At 46.1% G+C, this 20,152-nt stretch carries 18 protein-coding genes, 1 tRNA gene and 1 other RNA gene; 17 read left to right on the top strand and 3 right to left on the bottom strand.

Annotation, left to right across the window (positions count from 1 at the left end; translation table 11 throughout):
- Positions 1-254 precede the first annotated feature (254 nt).
- From rapZ to AC1DOV_RS32040, 4 genes are all read left to right on the top strand, one after another.
- Positions 255-1,142 (top strand): RNase adapter RapZ, encoded by an 888-nt coding sequence (gene rapZ / locus AC1DOV_RS32055; protein ID WP_076270748.1) that lies wholly within the window; start codon positions 255-257, stop codon positions 1,140-1,142.
- A gap of 33 nt (positions 1,143-1,175) precedes the next feature.
- Entirely contained in the window at positions 1,176-2,141 is a 966-nt protein-coding gene (locus AC1DOV_RS32050) for a gluconeogenesis factor YvcK family protein (RefSeq protein ID WP_339206022.1), read from the top strand.
- 6 nt (positions 2,142-2,147) lie between these two features.
- Positions 2,148-3,077: a DNA-binding protein WhiA gene (gene whiA, locus AC1DOV_RS32045; protein ID WP_076270746.1), complete on the top strand. Its 930-nt coding sequence runs from the start codon at positions 2,148-2,150 to the stop codon at positions 3,075-3,077.
- Positions 3,078-3,282: 205 nt separating this feature from the next.
- Positions 3,283-3,552: an HPr family phosphocarrier protein gene (locus tag AC1DOV_RS32040; RefSeq protein ID WP_028609180.1), complete on the top strand. Its 270-nt coding sequence runs from the start codon at positions 3,283-3,285 to the stop codon at positions 3,550-3,552.
- Positions 3,553-3,724: 172 nt separating this feature from the next.
- Here the strand turns inward: AC1DOV_RS32040 and clpP are convergent, their stop codons facing one another.
- Entirely contained in the window at positions 3,725-4,309 is a 585-nt protein-coding gene (clpP, locus tag AC1DOV_RS32035) for an ATP-dependent Clp endopeptidase proteolytic subunit ClpP (RefSeq protein WP_169091151.1), read from the bottom strand.
- A 316-nt stretch (positions 4,310-4,625) separates the two neighbouring features.
- A tRNA-Arg gene (locus AC1DOV_RS32030) sits at positions 4,626-4,700 on the bottom strand.
- A gap of 274 nt (positions 4,701-4,974) precedes the next feature.
- On the opposite strand from AC1DOV_RS32030, the gene AC1DOV_RS32025 reads away from it, so the two are divergent.
- The 10 genes from AC1DOV_RS32025 to AC1DOV_RS31980 all read left to right on the top strand — a co-directional run bounded on the left by AC1DOV_RS32025 (position 4,975) and on the right by AC1DOV_RS31980 (position 17,014).
- Positions 4,975-6,039 carry a sugar-binding transcriptional regulator gene (locus AC1DOV_RS32025; RefSeq protein ID WP_339206024.1) on the top strand — a complete coding sequence of 355 codons (1,065 nt, stop codon included), beginning with the start codon at positions 4,975-4,977 and terminating at the stop codon, positions 6,037-6,039.
- An 88-nt stretch (positions 6,040-6,127) separates the two neighbouring features.
- Entirely contained in the window at positions 6,128-7,132 is a 1,005-nt protein-coding gene (gap, locus tag AC1DOV_RS32020; protein ID WP_054025940.1) for a type I glyceraldehyde-3-phosphate dehydrogenase, read from the top strand.
- Between the two features lie 175 nt (positions 7,133-7,307).
- Positions 7,308-8,492, top strand: coding sequence for a phosphoglycerate kinase (locus AC1DOV_RS32015; protein ID WP_430063728.1), 1,185 nt, complete (start codon positions 7,308-7,310; stop codon positions 8,490-8,492).
- A 39-nt stretch (positions 8,493-8,531) separates the two neighbouring features.
- Complete coding sequence (gene tpiA, locus AC1DOV_RS32010; protein ID WP_076270742.1) at positions 8,532-9,290, top strand: triose-phosphate isomerase; 759 nt, start codon at positions 8,532-8,534, stop codon at positions 9,288-9,290.
- 1 nt (position 9,291) lies between these two features.
- Entirely contained in the window at positions 9,292-10,833 is a 1,542-nt protein-coding gene (gene gpmI / locus AC1DOV_RS32005) for a 2,3-bisphosphoglycerate-independent phosphoglycerate mutase (RefSeq protein WP_076270741.1), read from the top strand.
- A gap of 25 nt (positions 10,834-10,858) precedes the next feature.
- The gene (gene eno / locus AC1DOV_RS32000; RefSeq protein WP_076270740.1) at positions 10,859-12,151 is read left to right on the top strand and encodes a phosphopyruvate hydratase; all 1,293 of its coding nucleotides are present in this window, start codon (positions 10,859-10,861) and stop codon (positions 12,149-12,151) included.
- Positions 12,152-12,269: 118 nt separating this feature from the next.
- A complete protein-coding gene (locus tag AC1DOV_RS31995) occupies positions 12,270-13,037 on the top strand; it encodes a sugar phosphate isomerase/epimerase family protein (RefSeq protein ID WP_430063731.1) in 768 nt (255 codons plus the stop codon).
- Between the two features lie 98 nt (positions 13,038-13,135).
- Positions 13,136-13,372, top strand: coding sequence for a preprotein translocase subunit SecG (gene secG, locus AC1DOV_RS31990; protein WP_054025946.1), 237 nt, complete (start codon positions 13,136-13,138; stop codon positions 13,370-13,372).
- A 170-nt stretch (positions 13,373-13,542) separates the two neighbouring features.
- Complete coding sequence (gene rnr, locus AC1DOV_RS31985) at positions 13,543-16,557, top strand: ribonuclease R (RefSeq protein ID WP_477551948.1); 3,015 nt, start codon at positions 13,543-13,545, stop codon at positions 16,555-16,557.
- Between the two features lie 256 nt (positions 16,558-16,813).
- Positions 16,814-17,014, top strand: a complete 201-nt coding sequence (locus AC1DOV_RS31980; RefSeq protein ID WP_028609190.1) for a cold-shock protein — start codon at positions 16,814-16,816, stop codon at positions 17,012-17,014.
- Positions 17,015-17,102: 88 nt separating this feature from the next.
- Here AC1DOV_RS31980 and AC1DOV_RS31975 read toward each other — a convergent pair whose 3' ends face one another.
- On the bottom strand, positions 17,103-17,831 hold the full coding sequence (locus AC1DOV_RS31975; RefSeq protein ID WP_477551947.1) for a copper homeostasis protein CutC: 729 nt from the start codon (positions 17,829-17,831) through the stop codon (positions 17,103-17,105).
- A 137-nt stretch (positions 17,832-17,968) separates the two neighbouring features.
- Here AC1DOV_RS31975 and smpB point away from each other — a divergent pair, with 137 nt between their 5' ends.
- The 3 genes from smpB (at position 17,969) to lepB (ending at position 19,690) form a co-directional block, all read left to right on the top strand.
- The gene (gene smpB / locus AC1DOV_RS31970; RefSeq protein ID WP_477551946.1) at positions 17,969-18,448 is read left to right on the top strand and encodes an SsrA-binding protein SmpB; all 480 of its coding nucleotides are present in this window, start codon (positions 17,969-17,971) and stop codon (positions 18,446-18,448) included.
- Positions 18,449-18,705: 257 nt separating this feature from the next.
- Positions 18,706-19,071, top strand: a transfer-messenger RNA (tmRNA) gene (ssrA, locus tag AC1DOV_RS31965).
- Positions 19,072-19,267: 196 nt separating this feature from the next.
- Positions 19,268-19,690 (top strand): signal peptidase I, encoded by a 423-nt coding sequence (gene lepB / locus AC1DOV_RS31960; RefSeq protein ID WP_477512260.1) that lies wholly within the window; start codon positions 19,268-19,270, stop codon positions 19,688-19,690.
- Positions 19,691-20,152: the final 462 nt, after the last annotated feature.

Here is a 20,152-nt window from a genome sequence, read left to right as displayed (position 1 = left end):
AGTTGTAAATGACGAAGAGACTTTGCATCTGCAAAGTCTTAGCCTATTCTTACGAAGTAGGTTTGCGTTCGCAAACCTTAAGCGTATTCTTACGAAGTAGGTTTGCCCTAGCAAACCTTAAGCATATCCTTACGAAGTGACTTTGCATTCGCAAAGTCTAAGTGTATCCTTACGAAGTGACTTTGCATTCGCAAAGTCTAAGCGTATCCTTACGAAGTGACTTTGCATTCGCAAAGTCTTTAGGAGGTTTATTCATGGAAACGACAGCAGCAGTAGCAAAGCTTGTCATAATAACCGGGATGTCTGGCGCGGGCAAGACCATTGCTGTCCAAAGCCTGGAGGATCTCGGTTTCTTCTGCGTAGATAATCTGCCGCCCGTTCTTATTCCTAAATTTGCAGAGTTGATCGATCAGTCGAACGGTAAAATCGGCAACGTTGCGCTTGTTATCGATTTGCGCGGGCGTGAATTTTTCACGGCGCTTTCGGAGTCGTTGGCCTATATCAAGGAGCATTATACGATTAGCTGTGAAATCTTATTTTTGGATGCAACTGATTCTGTCTTGGTTCAGCGCTATAAGGAAAGCCGACGTCGTCATCCGCTGGCGCCTGAGGGCATGCCGCTTGAGGGCATTCGCAACGAACGTCGCCTGCTTGAGGATTTAAAGGGCTGGGCATCACAGGTTATTGATACGAGTATTTTGAAACCAGCACAATTGAAGGAACGTATTATTTCTCATTTTACACACCTAGAGCAAAACAGCTTGTCGATAAATGTAACTTCCTTTGGCTTTAAATATGGCATTCCTATCGATGCGGATTTGATCTATGATGTTCGTTTCTTGCCTAATCCGCATTATGTCGAGCATCTGCGCCCAAATACTGGTCAAAATCCCGATGTATATGAATACGTTATGAAATGGCCTGAAACTCAGCAATTTCTAACGAAGCTGCTGGATATGTTGCAATTCCTTATTCCGCTTTATCGTAAGGAAGGGAAAAGTCAGGTTGTTATCGGTATTGGCTGTACTGGCGGTAAGCATCGTTCCGTTGCTATAGCAGAATATTTGGGACGCATGCTCGGCAGCAGTGATACGGAACGTGTGCGTGTCAGCCATCGCGATGCCGAACGTGACAAGCATTGACGAGGTGAGAAAATGCAAAGTAGACACAAGATAATGAGACGGCCTAAAATCGTCGTAATTGGCGGCGGTACAGGTCTCTCTGTTATGCTGCGAGGTCTTAAGGAGAAGCCGCTCGATATTACCGCGATTGTTACGGTTGCCGATGATGGCGGGAGCTCAGGCATTTTACGCAATGAGCTGCAAATTCCGCCTCCGGGTGACATTCGGAACGTACTTATGGCATTAGCGGATGCTGAGCCGCTGCTGACTGAGGTTCTTCAGTATCGTTTCAAAACGGTACCGGGACTTGCAGGCCACAGCCTTGGCAATCTTATGCTGGCAGCAATGACCGATATATCCGGCGACTTTGTAACTGGGATTCGTGAGCTGAGCCGTGTGTTAGCGGTTCGAGGACGGGTTCTGCCCGCAGCGAATCAGGCTATCGTACTTAAAGCGGAAATGGCTGATGGCAGCATTGTCACAGGGGAATCCATGATTCCGAAAGCTGGCAAGGTCATTAAACGAGTGTTTTTGGAACCAGCCGATGTCGAACCGCTGCGAGAGGCAGTCGAGGCCATTGAACAGGCCGATGCTATATTGATTGGACCGGGCAGCTTATATACAAGTATTATTCCAAACTTGCTAGTTCCTAAACTGGCAACTGCCATCGTGGAATCAGAAGCCGTAAAATTATTTGTATGTAATGTTATGACCCAGCCTGGGGAAACTGATAATTATTCGGTAGGCGATCACCTTGATGCCATTCATGCTCATATCGGTCAACATCTATTCGATTATGTCATTGTAAATGACGGCGAAATTCCGCCGCAAATCGAAAGCAGATATGCTGAGCTTGGCGCAAAGGCCGTCCATTTGGATTTAGATGCAGTTACGCAAAAGGGTTATGAAGTCATTGCGGATCGGCTAGTATTGTTTCGCACTTTTCTTCGGCATGATGCCGAACGCTTAAGCCATCATATTTATAAGCTGGTAGAGAACTGGATGTTACGAAAGAGGTGATACACAATGTCATTTGCGGCCCAAACAAAGAAAGAGCTGACATTAATTGAAGCGGACAGCTGCTGTGAGATAGCGGAGCTATCTGCACTCATACGGATGAATGGTTCGGTTAGCGTATCTAGCCGCAAAGTCGTTTTGGACATCTCAACGGAAAATGCCGCGATTGCCAGAAGGATTTATTCCCTGCTCAAAAAACATTATGATGTGCATGTAGAACTGCTTGTCCGTAAAAAGATGAGATTGAAAAAAAACAACGTGTATATTGTCCGTATACCGGCTAGAGTTCAGGAAATATTAAGCGAGCTCAAAATTGTATCGGAAGGTTTTATGTTCAATTTAGGCATCGATAAGGAAATCATTCGCAAGCCTTGCTGCAAACGCTCCTATCTACGGGGTGCGTTTCTTGCTGGCGGATCGGTTAACAATCCAGAAGGTTCATCTTATCATTTGGAAATCTCTTCGATGTACCAAGAGCATTGTGAGTCGTTAGTTGACCTTGCGAACAAATTTGATCTTAACGCGAGATGCATTGAGCGAAAAAAGGGATTTATCTTCTACATCAAAGAGGGCGAGAAAATAATTGAGCTCCTCAATATTATTGGTGCGCACCAAGCTCTGTTCAAGTTTGAAGATGTTCGAATCATGCGCGACATGCGCAATTCAGTAAACCGGATCGTAAACTGCGAAACGGCCAATCTAAATAAAACGATCGGTGCAGCTGTTCGTCAGATCGAGAACATTAAGCTGCTTCAACGTGAAGTAGGACTGGATAGCTTGCCTGATAAGCTGAAGGAAGTAGCTGAGATAAGGCTTCAGCATCCGGATATGAATTTGACTGAGGTCGGCGAAATGCTCGGAGGAAAGGTCAGTAAGTCGGGCGTAAACCATCGTTTGCGCAAAATCGACGCACTTGCGGAAAAAATCCGCGGTGTCTGAACTTTTATCCTAGTGCATCAGCTGGTATAATGATATAATAATTTAAAATGACGCAATTTTTAAAGATAAGAATAAGCAGCATTGATACTTACACATCTTATCTTTGTCCGGAAACGAGCTTTTGCAGCCAGAAGACGGCAAACAGAGCCGTATAAGCTTTTGCCGCATGCTAATGATTGAGAAAAATATAGGGGGTATGGTTTCCATGACAAGGCTTCCGGTTGTTGTTCGTCTTAAGACTGGACTACATGCAAGACCAGCAGCATTATTCGTACAAGAAGCGAACAAATTTTCCTCCGAAGTATTTGTAGAGAAAGACGACAAAAAAGTAAATGCTAAATCCATAATGGGTATTATGAGTTTGGCTATCAGTTCTGGCACTGAAGTATCCATTAGTGCCGAGGGTTCGGACGCAGAACAGGCTGTAAACGCTTTAGTCGCTTTGGTAAGCAAAGAAGAGCTGGAGAACCAATAATGAAGAAGGAGAGAAGTCACGCAGGTTCATTATGAGCTTGCGGCGGCAGCTCTTTTTTTATATGGAATGTACAATAATCTTACGAATGTGTTTGCACTAAAAAAAAGAGCAGGCTCGGATGAATCCGAACTTGCTCTTTTTTGCGTTCAAACCTATGACCTAGCGGAATGAATTATGCGAGTTTCTCAATTACTTTATCAACCAAGCCATATTCTTTGGCTTCTGCTGCACTCATGAAGTAATCGCGGTCTGTATCTTTCTCGATACGTTCAAGCGATTGTCCACTGCGCTCTGCCAAAATACCGTTCAGCTTGTCGCGCATGCCGATAATGCGTTTCGCACGAATGGCGATATCGCTTGCTTGGCCTTCTGCACCGCCAAGTGGCTGATGGATCATGACTTCGCTGTTCGGAAGCGCATAACGTTTGCCAATTGCACCTGCAGTAAGCAAGAAAGCACCCATAGAAGCAGCCATACCTACACAAATCGTAGATACATCAGGTTTAATATATTGCATCGTATCGTAAATAGCCATGCCTGCCGTAATTGAGCCGCCCGGGCTGTTAATATAAAGAGAAATGTCCTTCTCAGGGTCGTCTGCCGCCAGGAATAACAATTGAGCGATGATGGAGTTTGCCACCACGTCGTTTACACCTGATCCTAGAAAAATAATGCGATCTTTCAGTAGGCGAGAGTAAATGTCATACGCACGCTCACCCCGATTGTTTTGCTCAATAACCATAGGAACGAAATTCATATCCAACGTAAGCCCCCTCCTAAAAAACAATGAATGGTTAAATCGTATTCTCATAATAACGGATGAAAAGTCAAAAGTCAAAGATAGTCAAACAGGTCTGTAATTCCCTTGCTGCGTATACGAAAAAAATGGGTTTGAAGTGGATTGGATGAAATATACAAGCGCAATTTGGAGTGTTTTCCATGAGGCATAGGTTGGATGTTGTAGCGGGAGATTAATCACTTGGGTGTTGCTTAAAATAAAAAAAACGTTCCAGCGTATAGGAACGGTTCGTGTGTATCAATATAGAGTTTGAACTTGCGATAATAAAAAGTAATGGCGCGCCCGCAAGGAATCGAACCTAGATCTCAGCCTTCGGAGGGCTGCGTCATATCCATTGGACCACGGGCGCATAAGGAAAAGCTGCTGTTGCTGCTATCTGCTTCTGTAAGAAAATAGTCGCAAAAATGATTATATGATATTAAAGATTTTAAAGCAAGCGATGTTCAAAAATTAAATTTGTTAAAAATGCGTCGGAAACCGTTTCCAATTGATAATCGGCTATTGCTACAATCGGTTATTTCCGATAAACTAAAGGTGGGACTTGAAATGATACCGCGGGACATATTGAGTCCAACGTATTTTGAACCGAATACGCTATAGGCCGATGGAGTGAAGGATGAGAAATGCGTCAGATCATTGAACTGCAGCAGCAGCTTGTGCCTGATCTGCTAGAGGTCATGAAGAAACGATATTCGATTTTGCATCAAGTAATGGTATCGGATTTAATCGGACGTCGAACGTTGGCTTCTGTATTATCGATGACGGAGCGTATGCTTCGGGCAGAGACCGATTTCCTAAAGACGCAGGGGTTGCTCGAGATTCATTCGGGAGGCATGCGGATTAGCGATTCAGGCAAGCTTCTATTAGAGCAGCTTGAGCCATTCTACAAGACAATGTTCGGACTATCCGAACTGGAGGAAACGATTCGCAGCCACTACGGCCTATCGCAGGTCATTATAGTTGCTGGCGATTCGGAAGTCTCTGCCCAAACAAAGCGAGAGCTTGGACGTGCGGGATGTCAGGTGCTTATCAAGGTAATGCAGCCTAACGACGTTGTAGCTGTAACAGGCGGAACGACGATTGCACAGCTGTCGAATCAACTGATTAGTTCTTCTCAGCTGAATACGAACTTGTTCGTACCGGCTAGAGGCGGTCTAGGGGAGAGCTTGGATTACCAAGCGAATACGATTGCTTCCATGATGGCTAAGCGTACAGGAGCGCAGTATAGACTTCTACATGTGCCGGATCATCTGGGAGAGGAAGCTTTTGCATCTATTATGCAGGAGCCGAACATTCGAGAAATTGTGGATGTCATCCGCAGTGCTCGCATCGTTGTACATGGTATCGGAGATGCTATGGTTATGGCAAGACGCAGGCGGCTAGAGCGTGAAGTTATTGATGCTATGGAAGCTGAGGGTGCTTTGGCGGAGTCGTTCGGGTTTTATTTTGACCGAAAAGGCGCTGTCGTGCACAAAATGCAAACGGTGGGGTTACGGCTCGAGGATATTGTTAAAACTGAAGTTGTTATAGGTGTTGCTGGCGGCAAGAGCAAAGGCGAGGCTATAGCGGCAGTGATGCGCTTTGGACACAATGATGTACTCGTAACGGATGAAGCAGCGGCACTTGAAATCGTAGCTTTGATCGATCAAGAGAAGCACAGTCAAGAAGAAGGCAATAAGGAATCATGACAATTTGCAAATTGCTGTTAAGGCATACCTGCAAAATGTCTTGAAATATATTCATAAATCTTTTAAAAACGCTTAGGAGGAAACAAAAATGGTTAAAGTTGGTATTAATGGTTTTGGTCGCATCGGCCGTAACGTATTCCGCGCAGCACTGAACAACCCTGATGTTCAAATCGTGGCAGTAAATGATCTTACGGATACTGCAACACTGGCACATCTTCTGAAATACGATACAACACACGGTCAACTTGACGGTACTGTAGAAGCTAAAGAAGGCGCGCTTATCGTAAATGGCCGCGAAATCAAAGTATTCGCAGAGCGCAACCCTGCAGACCTTCCTTGGAGTTCGGTAGGCGTTGAAATCGTAGTTGAATCAACTGGTATTTTCACAGCGAAAGAAAAAGCTGAGCTTCACTTGCAAGGCGGCGCTAAAAAAGTTATCATCTCCGCACCTGCAACGAACGAAGATATTACAGTGGTTATCGGCGTTAACGAAGATAAATACGACGCTGCGGCACACACCATTATTTCCAACGCTTCTTGCACAACGAACTGCCTTGCTCCTTTCGCAAAAGTATTGAACGACAAATTCGGAATCGTTAAAGGTATGATGACTACAATTCACTCATACACAAATGACCAATCCGTTCTTGACGTTCCTCACAAAGACTTGCGTCGTGCTCGCGCAGCTGCTGAGAACATCATTCCTTCTTCAACTGGCGCAGCGAAAGCTGTTTCACTAGTTCTTCCAGAGCTTAAAGGTAAATTGAACGGTATGGCTATGCGTGTTCCTACGCCTAACGTTTCCGTAACTGACCTTGTTGCTGAGCTTAAAGTTAATGTAACTGTTGAAGAAGTTAACGCTGCATTCAAAGAAGCTTCAGAAGGCGCTCTTAAAGGCATCATGAACTACAACGAATTGCCGCTTGTATCTAGCGACTACAACACTGATCCTGCTTCTTCTACAATTGATGGTCTTTCGACTATGGTTGTTGAAGGCAACATGGTTAAAGTTATTTCATGGTACGACAACGAGTGGGGCTACTCTAACCGCGTAGTTGATCTTGCTGCTTACATTGCTAGCAAAGGTCTGTAAGCAAAGAAGACGGACTAAAGACCGCAGCATACCGCGCATGCGGAGCTAAGGTTTTTGATTTGCGGCTTCTAGAGTCGTAAGTCATGGGGGCGTTTCTTCTTTGAAGGAACGCCCTTCTTTTTTTTGTATTCTACCGTTATACCTTTCCATAACACATTTTCGGGAGGCTTCATAGATGAATAAGAAAAGTGTACGTGATGTTGCAGAACTAGCTGGTAAACGAGTATTTGTTCGCGTTGATTTTAACGTGCCGCTTGAAGATGGAAAAATTACGGATGACAAACGTATTCGTGAAACGCTTCCTACAATCAACTTTTTGATCGAAAAAGGCGCAAAAGTTATTCTTGCAAGCCATCTTGGACGTCCAAACGGTCAAGTAGTAGAAGAGCTTCGCCACACAGCTTCCGCAGCACGTCTATCTGAGCTGCTAGGCAAGCAAGTAACGAAAGCGAACGAAGCTATCGGTGAAGCTGTCGAAGCACAAGTTGCTGCACTAAACAACGGTGATGTGCTATTGCTTGAAAACGTACGTTTCTATGAAGGCGAAGAGAAAAACGATCCAGAACTAGCGAAAGCTTTTGCAAAACTTGCTGACCTGTTCGTAAACGATGCATTCGGCGCTGCTCACCGCGCTCACGCTTCGACAGAAGGCATTGCACACATTTTGCCAGCTGTATCAGGCCTTCTTATGGAGAGAGAGCTTGAAGTACTAGGCAAAGCGCTTAACAACCCAGAGCGTCCTTTCACAGCAATCGTTGGCGGTTCGAAAGTTAAAGACAAAATCGCTGTAATCGATAAAATGCTTGAAATTGCTGACAATGTCATCATTGGCGGCGGCTTGTCTTATACATTCTTCAAAGCACAAGGTCATGAAATCGGCAAATCGCTTGTAGACAACAGCAAGCTTGATTTGGCTCTCGAGTTCATGGAAAAAGCGAAAAAACTAGGCAAAAACTTCTTGATCCCAGTTGATATCGTTGTAACTGACGATTTCAGCGCTAACGCTAACACGCAAATCGTTGACGTTGACAGCATCCCTGCTGATTGGGAAGGTATCGACATCGGTCCTAAAACACGTGAACTTTATGCTGATGTGATCAAAAACTCCAAGCTGGTTGTATGGAACGGACCTATGGGTGTATTCGAAATCGAGCCATTCTCCCATGGTACACAAGCCGTTGCTCGCGCTTGCGCAGAAACAGCTGGCTATACTGTAATTGGCGGCGGCGATTCCGCAGCAGCAGCTGAGAAATTCCACCTAGCTGACAAAATGGACTTCATCTCGACAGGCGGCGGCGCTTCCCTAGAGTTTATGGAAGGCAAAGTGCTTCCAGGCGTAGTTGCTCTTAACGATAAATAATACATTTACCCAACTATATAGATTTGAGGAGGATTACGCATGAGCAACAGAACACCGATTATTGCAGGTAACTGGAAAATGTTTAAAACGGTATCCGAGGCTGTAACATTTTTCTCCGAAATTAAAGGTAAAGCTGAAGTTGCAGGTGTAGAGAGCGTGATCTGCGCGCCATACACAACACTTCCGGCACTTGTTGAAGCTGCAAAAGGTACGTCGATTGCTATTGGAGCACAAAACGTACATTTTGAAGACAACGGTGCATTCACAGGTGAAATCAGCGGCGTTATGCTGAAGGATCTTGGTGTGAAATACGTAATTATCGGTCACTCCGAGCGCCGCGCTTATTTCGCGGAATCAGATGAGATCGTAAACAAGAAGGTTCATGCTTCCTTCAAAAATGGCTTGCTTCCTATCGTTTGTGTAGGCGAGAAGCTGGAAGAGCGCGAAGCTGGACAAACAAAAGAAGTATGCAAAGTGCAAACGGAAGCGGCTTTTGTTGGCCTATCTGCAGCACAAGCAGCTGAAGTTGTTATCGCTTATGAGCCAATCTGGGCTATCGGTACTGGCAAATCTTCTACTTCCGAGGATGCACAAGATGTTATCGGTTATATCCGCAGCGTTGTTGCTGGTCTTTATGATCAAGCGACTGCTGATGCGGTTCGCATTCAATACGGCGGCAGCGTGAAGCCTAATAACGTAGCTGAGTACATGGGTCAAGCTGATATTGACGGTGCACTTGTTGGGGGAGCGAGCTTGGAGCCTGCATCCTACATCGCACTGGTCGAGGGGGCCAAGTAATATGGCTGCTCCGAAACCTGTAGCGCTTATTATTCTCGACGGCTTCGGTTTGCGCGATGATGTAACGGGCAACGCGGTTGCACAAGCAAACAAACCAAACTATGACCGTTACTGGTCAACTTATCCGCATACGACATTGACAGCATGCGGCGAAGCGGTTGGACTTCCTGAAGGTCAAATGGGCAACTCCGAGGTTGGCCACTTGAACATCGGCGCAGGCCGCATCGTTTATCAGGATTTGACTCGTATTAGTAAATCGATCCGCGATGGTGAATTTTACGACAATGAGACGATCCTCGGTGCTGTTCGCCATGTAAAAACAAATAGCAAAAAGCTTCATCTATACGGCTTGCTGTCGGATGGAGGCGTTCATAGCCACATTGAGCATTTGTTCGCATTGCTCGATCTAGCGAAGAAGGAAGAGCTTGAAGAAGTGTACATTCATGCTTTCCTTGATGGCCGCGACGTGTCCCCGGACAGTGCAAAGGGCTATCTAGAGCGTCTTCAAGCCAAAATCGAAGAGGTTGGCGTAGGCCGCATTGCGACGGTTCAAGGCCGTTACTATGCAATGGACCGCGACAAGCGCTGGGAGCGGACGGAGAAATCCTACCGCGCTATGGTATATGGCGAGGGCCCTCAATATTTCGATCCGATTCAAGCGGTAGTTGAATCCTACGAGAAATCGGTTTATGATGAATTCGTTATGCCAACGGTTATTGTAGACGGTGAAAACAAGCCAGTTGGCCTTGTTGAATCCGAGGACGCAGTGATTTTCTTCAACTTCCGTCCTGACCGTGCGATTCAATTGTCGCAAGTATTCACGAACGAGGACTTCCGCGGCTTTGACCGTGGCGAGAAGCGCCCTGTTAATCTGTATTTCGTCTGCTTGACGCTATTCAGTGAAACCGTTGGCGGATTCGTTGCGTATTCACCAAAGAACCTTGATAATACGCTTGGCGAAGTGCTCGTGCAAAACAACAAGACTCAATTACGTACTGCAGAAACAGAAAAATATCCGCACGTTACATTTTTCTTCAGCGGCGGACGCGATCATGAGCTTCCTGGCGAAACTCGTGTGCTTATTAACTCCCCTAAGGTCGCAACGTACGATCTCAAGCCGGAAATGAGCGCATATGAGCTAGCTGAGTCCACGGTACGCGAGATTGAATCTGACAAGCATGACGCAATCATTCTGAATTTCGCCAACCCTGATATGGTAGGCCACTCCGGCATGCTGGAGCCTACGATCAAAGCGGTTGAAGCGACGGATGAATGCCTTGGCAAAGTAGTGGAAGCTGTACTAGCCAAAGGCGGCGTCTGCATCATCACGGCTGACCATGGTAATGCTGACATGGTGTTCGACGAGAATGGCCGTCCGTTTACGGCACATACAACGAACCCGGTTCCGCTTATCGTAACGAAAGCAGGCGAAACTCTTCGTGACGGCGGTATTCTTGCAGATATCGCACCAACGGTTCTTGATCTGCTTGAGCTTGCTAAACCAGCTGAAATGACGGGCATTACATTAATCAACAAAAAATAAAACTTTAAAAGGAGTGTTTTCTCTCATGTCAATTATCGTTGATGTATACGCACGCGAAGTGCTTGATTCCCGCGGGAATCCAACTGTAGAAGTAGAGGTTTCTCTTGAGTCTGGCGGCAAAGGCCGTGCAATCGTTCCATCCGGCGCTTCCACTGGCGCATACGAAGCTGTTGAGCTTCGTGACGGCGACAAATCCCGTTACCTTGGTAAAGGCGTTTTGAAAGCTGTTGAAAATGTTAACACTGAAATCGCTCCTGAAATCATTGGCCTTGACGCTCTTGATCAAGTAGCTATCGACCGCAAAATGATCGAGCTTGATGGTACTCCAAACAAAGCTAAGCTAGGCGCTAACGCGATTCTAGCTGTATCGATGGCAGTAGCTCGCGCAGCTGCTGACGCTCTTGATGTACCTCTTTACACTTACCTTGGCGGATTCAACGCTAAGACGCTTCCAGTTCCGATGATGAACATCATCAACGGCGGCGAGCACGCTGACAACAACATCGACGTTCAAGAATTTATGGTTCTTCCTGTTGGTGCTGAAAGCTTCAAAGAAGCGCTTCGTATCGGCGCAGAAATTTTCCACAACCTAAAAGCAGTATTGCATGATAAAGGCCTTAACACAGCTGTTGGCGACGAAGGCGGCTTTGCTCCTAACCTTGGTTCAAACGAAGAAGCAATTACAACAATTATCTCGGCTATCGAGCGTGCAGGCTACAAGCCAGGCGTTGACGTATTCCTAGGTATGGACGTTGCTTCCACTGAGTTCTTCAAAGACGGCAAATACGTGCTTGCAGGCGAAGGCAAATCGTTCACACCTGCTGAGTTCGTTGACCTACTTGCTTCATGGGCTGACAAATACCCAATCCTTACAATCGAAGACGGCTGTTCTGAAGACGATTGGGATGGTTGGAAATTGCTTACTGAGAAGCTTGGCAAAAAAGTTCAACTCGTTGGTGACGATCTGTTCGTTACGAACACTGAGCGTCTATCCGATGGTATCGACAAAGGCGTAGGTAACTCTATCCTTGTAAAAGTTAACCAAATCGGTACGCTTACTGAAACTTTTGATGCAATCGAAATGGCTAAACGCGCTGGTTACACAGCAGTTATCTCTCACCGTTCAGGCGAGAGCGAAGACAGCACAATTGCTGACATCGCTGTAGCTACAAACGCTGGCCAAATCAAAACAGGCGCTCCTTCCCGTACGGACCGCGTTGCGAAATACAACCAATTGCTTCGCATTGAGGACCAACTTGGTTCGACAGCTCAATATGCTGGCAAATCAGCTTTCTACAACTTGAAACACGTAAAATAAGACGCATTTAGCGGCTTATATAGAAGGGTATGCCTCATCAGGCATATCCTTCTTTTTTTTTCGCTCATACAGGACATAATAAGAGGGTAAAGCATCAACGATTAGGCGGTGTGTTTGATTGGCGAAACCTGTTATAGGCATTCAAATGTATTCTCTTCGTGATCAAACGGAGATCGATTTTTTGTCCACCCTGGAGAAGGTAGCCAAAATCGGCTATAAAGCGGTAGAATTCACAGGGTATTTCAAAATGCCGGCCAAAGAGTTGAAAAGCAAGATGGATGGACTCGGATTAATTGCCCCCTCCGTTCATGTACCTTTGAATTTTAGCGATACCAAACAAATGGAGTCTGATTTTGAAGGACAAATTGAATATGCCATGGAGCTTGATGTGACTTATATTATTACGCCTTGGTCGCCGCTTCCTGAACTTCCGACAAAGGATAATGTGCAGTATTTAGTTGATGTTTTCACAAAATGCGCAAAACAGGTGAAGGCAACAGGTATGCAATACGGCTACCATAATCATGATTTTGAATTTAAGCTGGTGGAGAAGAAGCCTATTATCGATCAAATATTGTCGGATGTTCCAGAGGAGCTCTTGCAGATGGAGTTTGATTTGGGCTGGATTTATATCGCTGGTTATAAACCAGCTGATTATTTGAAGAAATATAAGGGACGGGTTCCTTGCGTGCATTTGAAAGACTTTTTGAAAGGGCGGAAGGATGCAGAAATCGGCAAAGGCGAGGTAGGTTATGATGAGCTGTTAAAAGAGCTTGAGCCTGCAGGCGTTAAGTATATGTTTGTGGAGCAGGAGCAATTTAGCTCAAGCTCCCTTGATAGCGCAGCAAATAATTTTAACTATTTGAAAGAGCATGGCTTTGCGTGAACAGCGAGAATAAGGCCTGTACTATTGTAATTTGTGCCCATCTATGGTACACTCGATTTATGTGTTTCTACGGAGCTCCTATGCTGGAGGTGGAATGAATGGATATCATATTGAAAATCGTGCTTGTTATATTTTCTGTCGGCCTTATTGCTGTCGTATTGTTGCAAAAAGGTAAGAGTGCAGGCTTGTCCGGAGCGATTACGGGTGGCGCTGAGCACCTTTTCGGAAAACAGAAAGCGCGCGGTTTGGATTTGTTCTTGCAACGTTTGACAGTTGCTCTTGCAGCTGGTTTCTTCATATTGGCGCTTGTTGTATCTTACTTCGTAAAACAATAACGAACACACACGCAGAAAGCGAGGATATTCCTCGCTTTTTTTGTATTTTCATCATATTCACGGATGCTGGGCTTCCATTTCGTGTATACTACAAGTTATATGATAATCTATCAACCTGCTGCAAATGGCGCTAGAGCAATACGGCAGGTTTATGAGGAGAAAAACTAATAATGATTAATTACGAGCAGGAACTGCTTGATTTTATGAGAGAGACGGCGTATAAGCCGATGACGTACCAAGAGCTTGAGAAACATTTTGGTATCGTAGATGCAGTGGAGTTTAAGGAGTTCCTTAAGCTGCTGAACAAATTAGAGGATGAAGGCAAAATCATTCGTACGCCAAATGATCATTACGGCGTGCCGGAACGAATGAACTTATTGCGCGGCAAGCTGCAATCGCATGCCAAGGGCTTCGGTTTTCTAATCCCGGATGAGAAGGATCATGGAGATGTGTATTTGCACGCCAATGATTTGAAGAGCGCAATGAATGGAGACATCATTCTGGTTCGTGTCACTTCGAGAAGTGAGCATGGAGGCCGGATGGAGGGCGAGGTCGTCCGAATTGTAGAACGTGCCGTTACGCAAATCGTAGGAACGTTCGAGGATCACGAGGTTTATGCTTTTGTCGTGCCGGATGATAAACGGATCAATCGGGATATCTTTATTCCAAAAGGCGGCTATCAAGGTGCTGTCTCCGGACAGAAGGTTGTCGTTAAAATCGTTTCCTATCCAGAAGGGCGTTCTGCTGCTGAAGGGGAAATTGTCGAAATTTTGGGACATAAAAATGATCCCGGTGTCGACATCCTGTCGATTATTCGCAAGCATCAGCTGCCAGAGGGCTTTCCTGATGAAGTAATGAGAGAAGCTGAAGCGGCACCTGATTCCATTACAGACGATGAGATTGTGCAGCAAGGCAGACGAGATTTGCGCGATGAGGTCATCGTGACGATAGATGGCGAGGACGCAAAGGATCTAGATGATGCGGTGCATGTGAAGCGTCTGGAGAACGGCAATTATTTGTTAGGTGTACATATTGCCGATGTCGGCTATTACGTAAAAGAAAATTCAGAGCTCGATCAAGAAGCATACCTTAGAGGCTGCAGCGTATATTTGGTGGATCGCGTTATTCCGATGCTGCCGCATCGTTTGTCGAATGGCATATGCTCGCTCAACCCGCAGGTTGATCGTCTGACGCTTTCATGTGAAATGGAATTTGATGCGGCGACGCTTAAGCGTGTACGTCATGATGTGTTTACGAGTGTGATTCGCACGAAAGAGCGTATGACCTATACGAATGTGAAAAAAATATTGACTGCAACGGAAGAAGAGCCGCAAACCGAGCTGAAAGAGCGTTACGCCAGCTTGCTTGATATGTTTGGTTTGATGGAGGATCTAGCGATGCGTCTTCGTTCGAAACGAATGAAGCGCGGTGCGATTGACTTCGATTTCCAAGAGTCTAAGGTTATTGTGGATGAGAACGGCAAAGCGGTTGATATTGTGAAACGCGAGCGTTCGGTAGCGGAGCAAATCATCGAGGAATTTATGCTCGTGGCAAATGAAACGGTGGCCGAGCATTTTCACTGGCTTCGTGTGCCGTTCCTGTACCGGATTCATGAAGATCCGTCACAAGAGAAATTGCTTAACTTCGTTCAGTTTGCAGCAAACTTCGGTTATGTCGTGAAGGGCAAAGGCAATTCCATTCATCCAAAAGCATTGCAAACGCTGCTTGAGGACATTCGCGGCACGAAGGAAGCGACCGTTATTTCCACGGTGATGCTTCGTTCGATGAAGCAGGCGAAATACGATGCGGAGAGCTTGGGGCATTTTGGCCTTGCAGCTGAGTTTTATTCACACTTTACATCCCCAATTCGCCGCTATCCTGACTTGGTCATTCACCGTATCATTCGCGAGGTGCTTGATGGCAAAGGCCAATTGACGGAAGCAAGACATGAGTCGCTAACGGCAAGGATGCCGGAAATTGCGCAGCATTCCTCGGAACGTGAGCGTGTAGCGGTTGATGCAGAGCGTGACACAGAGCAGTTGAAAAAATGTGAATTCATGCTCGATAAAGTGGGCGAAGAGTTCGAAGGCATTATTAGCAGCGTAACGAGCTTCGGCATGTTTATCGAATTGGACAATTCGGTCGAAGGATTAATTCGTTTGAGCGACATGTCTGATGATTACTATAACTTCCATGAGCAGCATATGATATTGGTCGGCGAGCGTACGTCCAAAGTGTACCGAATTGGCGATGAAGTTAAAATTCGCGTTACTCGGGTGAGTATGACGGAGCACACGATTGATTTCGAGCTTGTAGATATGAAGCCGCGCAGCGGCTATAAAGGCATACCAAGCAGTGGTTTTGGCGGCGGCGAACGCGGCGGCAAAAAACGCGGTGGTTTCGGTGATCGCAATCGCGGCGGCAAAGGTCAAGGCGGTGCAGGTGAGGGCAACCGCGGAAGAGGCGAGCGCGGTGCGAGCGGTGCTGGCAAAGGTCAAGGTGGCGCAAGCGAAGTTTACCGTGGCAAAAACGAGCGCGGAGCAAGCGCGGCTGGCAAAGGCCAAGGCGGTGCAGCCGAAGGTTATCGTGGTAAAACGGATCGCGGTGCAAACGCGGGAGGTAAAGGTCAAGGCGGTGCAGCCGAGGGCGGCCGCGGCAAAGGTCGCGGAGGCAAAGGTGGACGCGGCGGATTTGGCGGCGGCGTCGATCGCAGCGTAGTTGGCATTGTCGAGCAGGCCAATCCATGGCGCATCGATGCACCTGATAGCGGGCGCGGCGGCAAGCGGCGCGGACGTGGCGGCGAAGGCGCAGCCGGAGCTGACGTGAACGACGGTGGAAATCCGGCGGAGCGCGGGCCGAGGCAAGAGGCGGATTTGTCGCCGGGCAACGGTAGAGATTCATCGCGCGGGAACAATGCGCGTACGGATATGTGGGGCCTGCCCATCCGCAATAGCGGCGGGCCAGGCGGAAATGGTCGTGGAGCCGGGCAGCGGCGGAACGATGGAAGTGGCGGCGGCGCGAAGCGGCGGCATACGCCGCAGGGCGGCGTGGTCGGTAGTGAGCGAGGCGCGGAATTGCCGAGCGTGGAAGGCAGCGGCGGCGATGCGGTGAAGAGCAAGCGGAAGAAAAAAAGCGGAGGCGGCGGTAACGCCACAGCTGCTTTTGTCCGGAAAAATCGCAAATAAATAAGGGCGGCGACTTCCGTTCTATGGCATAATTGGAAGTCGCCGCGATCTGGGCAATTTGGGAAAATATATTTAAGCTCGTCACTTGCATTTTAATTCTGGGTATAGTACACTCAAATCAATCGATAATATGAACCTGAATTCACATATTGAAAAGGGTATCATTATAGTCATGAAACCCTTTCCAATGTGTGAATTTTTTGTTTAAAGACAAACCAGGCGCATATTAATATTATTTTTTTGGAGGTTTTTACACATGCAACAAGGTACAGTTAAATGGTTTAACGCAGAAAAAGGTTTCGGCTTTATCGAAGTTGAAGGCGGCAACGATGTATTCGTACATTTCTCCGCAATCACTGGCGAAGGCTTCAAAACTCTTGAAGAAGGACAACGCGTAGAATTTAACGTTGTTCAAGGCAACCGTGGACCACAAGCAGAAAACGTTGTAAAGCTGTAGTAGCTTACGAACGTTGATAAAACCGCCTTTGACCTTTTAGGTTGAGGGCGGTTTTTTTGTGCATAAAAGGAGCTTCTGTTTTGTTTCTTTATAGGAATTCGTTAAGTAATTGACGGGCATGACGAACGAGCATTCCATCGATAGGAGAATCTGTTCCACCGGTTCTAACACCAGTTCCGAGATGAACGGCTTGTGCTCCGGTAGATTTTATAAAGGCAGGCAATGAAGGAACCGATAGACCGCTTCCAGGGAGTATGGTAACAGTATGTCCAATACTTTGTTTAACCAACCTATTAATTTGATCTGTTGCTTCAAGAACGCTCGGTTTACCGCCTGAGGTAAGTATCCATTTGATTTGAGGGTATTTTAGGAGTGTGGCTAACGCCTCTTCTTGGTCAGGTACCTCATCAAATGCTCGGTGGAAGGTAACAGGACGATCACCGGCAGCTTCCAATAAACGTTCTAAAGCATCTGTATTAATAGTCCCATCAAGCTGAAGCGTGCCTAAGACGAACGCATGAACGCCTAATGTACGCATTCTGATCATTTGAGCAGTCATTTCACTAAGATCTGCCTTATCGTAAACAAAGGACTTGCTATGAGGCCTAACCATCGCATGTACGGGATATACTTTAGTTATAGGTGTATGATTAGCTTGCTCGAGCCGTTTTAACGCCTCAAGCACCGAAACCGTAATGTCCTCTTGTGGAGTTAGTCCACCTTCTTCAAAGGCGGATATAAGCTCTACACGGTCCGCACCGTGCACTACAGCTGTAACCGCTTCATCTGCAGTCGTAGCAATGATTTCAAGCAGCATGGGAAATCTCCTTTTTTGGCAGAGCGACAGAGCGGGATGCTCCATGGCCGCCTTGATTTTCGTTGTTAAAGTTGTTACAATGAACACCAGTATACGTGCAACCATTATTTTAGCTTAATTAAGTCGAGGTGACTAGCATGGGTAAGAAGAGTGACGGCAAGCAGCTCGCCCAGAATAAGAAAGCTTCCCATGACTATTTCATTGAGGAAACGTTCGAAGCTGGCATGGTGCTTATGGGTACAGAAATTAAATCACTGCGAACAGGTCGTGCAAATATTAGTGATGCATTTGCTACCATTCGTAACGGCGAAATTTTCATACACAATATGCACATTAGTCCGTTCGAGCAAGGGAATATTCACAACCCTACCGATCCAACGCGTGCTCGCAAGCTGTTGATGCACAAGATGCAAATTCATAAGCTTCTAGGCTTATCCAAGCAAGAAGGTTATGCTATTGTACCCTTGAAGATTTATGTGCGCAATGGTTACGCGAAGTTATTGATTGGTCTCGGTAAAGGTAAGAAGCAATACGACAAGCGCGATAGTGCAGCTAAACGTGATGCTCAGCGTGATATCCAGCGCGTGCTGCGTGAGAAACAGAAGGTTTCTAACTAAGGTGTAGATTTCCATGGCAGCAAGCGACCATGATTGCCAATAACAATTGTGCACGGAAGCAGCTGATTCGTGGTATACTAAGACAGTAGCAACGGCAAGACAATCAATAAATGCAAGTGCATTCGTGCTAGACAATCGGAACAGCCTGCTTGGTCAGATGCTGATCCTTAATCCTAAAGCTTCAATTGAGCTAAACGTTAGTGTGGATCTACTCTTTGGAGTAGTGTTAATCTGCAGCTAACCGTTTATGCAAAATTGGGGGCGTTTATGGATTCGACGGGGATTGTACGAGCGCGGGTTGCGGGTAGCGGGGAGTCGTCCGCTTCATCAACGCTAAAGCCTATTAAACGGCAAACAACAAACAAACTACGCTTTCGCAGCCTAAGAAACTGTGTGCGTGCTTCTACCCAGCATCGTCCATGTGACTGGATTAGGGGCTAACAAGTAGTGGAATACGCTGTCTCATCTCCGCCTGCGGTGAGCTGAAGAAGACAATCAGGCTGACCTTAGCGAAAGCCGGTTACGGGGCGTTTGCTTGGGTGACATCAAAACTGTGACTACACCCGTAGAAGCCTGTGTGGCGTGATCTTCGGACAGGGGTTCAAATCCCCTCGCCTCCACCAATACCATGAAGAAACCCGACCTCGTGAGGTCGGGTTTTTTGATTTTTTAGTCATGTTAAGAGCATGTCTTTTATTAAAATAACGGGCAGATTAGTTCAACAATATAACATAAAAAATGTTCGAAAACGGATATTTTTTAATTATTATGTAATAGAGAGTAAACAACACTAAATCGAAATTGAAAGGGTGTAGTGTTTTGAGACATAACATAACGGTTCTAGGTTTCATCCTACTCATTGTTTTGATTTTGAACGGCTGTACCGAAACCGTTACTGACACCGTGACAGAAGAGAAGATAAAGGTGATTGAGAAGACTGACCCTGCGTTAACGAAAACGAAGGTAAGAACGGACGGAATGGTTTCTGAAACGGATTACGGGTCTGCGCATCCGTTTAGCCTGAACAGCGAAGTAATGTCGGACATGAAATACTATGAGCGGAGTAAGGTTTCCCGCGGGGATATTGTGGTTTTTAAAAAAAAGAAAAATAAAAACCAAGACACTGATATTGCAAGAGTCGTGGGGCTTCCTGGTGAAACTGTAAGCATAAAGAAGGGCCAAGTCTACATTAACAATAAAAAATTGGAAGCTTTTTATGGCGATGATTCTTCATTCGACTAATGCCACCATGCTAATAATTGGGCTGTTTTTATTGCTTTAGCAATTGAAACATTGGATGCAGCGCTTGTATGCCCCGGTGAACGAAGATTTTTACAGTTTGATCATTCCTTTCCCCCACTCAAAGGCGGAATGCATGTGAACTTGAATAACAATGTATGGGGAACGAACTTCCCTGCTTGGTATGAAGAGGGCGCCTCTTCCGATTCAAACTGCATTTTAGATCATTGATATAGAAGATTTGAATATTTGTATGGTATTAGGCTTGCAAGATGGCCAACACGAACTTGCAAGCTTTTCTATGTTAACGTTAGTCGGTGACTTCCACTGTGAAATATGCTACACTCCGTTCAGCAATATATACATTTGTTGGGGCGGTGAGTAGATGTACTATCGTAAAGCAAATATGAATGATATTCATCAATTGGTTCATCTAAGAAAAAAGCAATTAGTTGATGAAGGGAT

The organism is Paenibacillus sp. 01T47 (assembly GCF_056398245.1).
The sequence above is the reverse complement of the archived record's forward strand: the minus strand, read 5'-3'. Positions and strand labels throughout refer to the sequence as shown.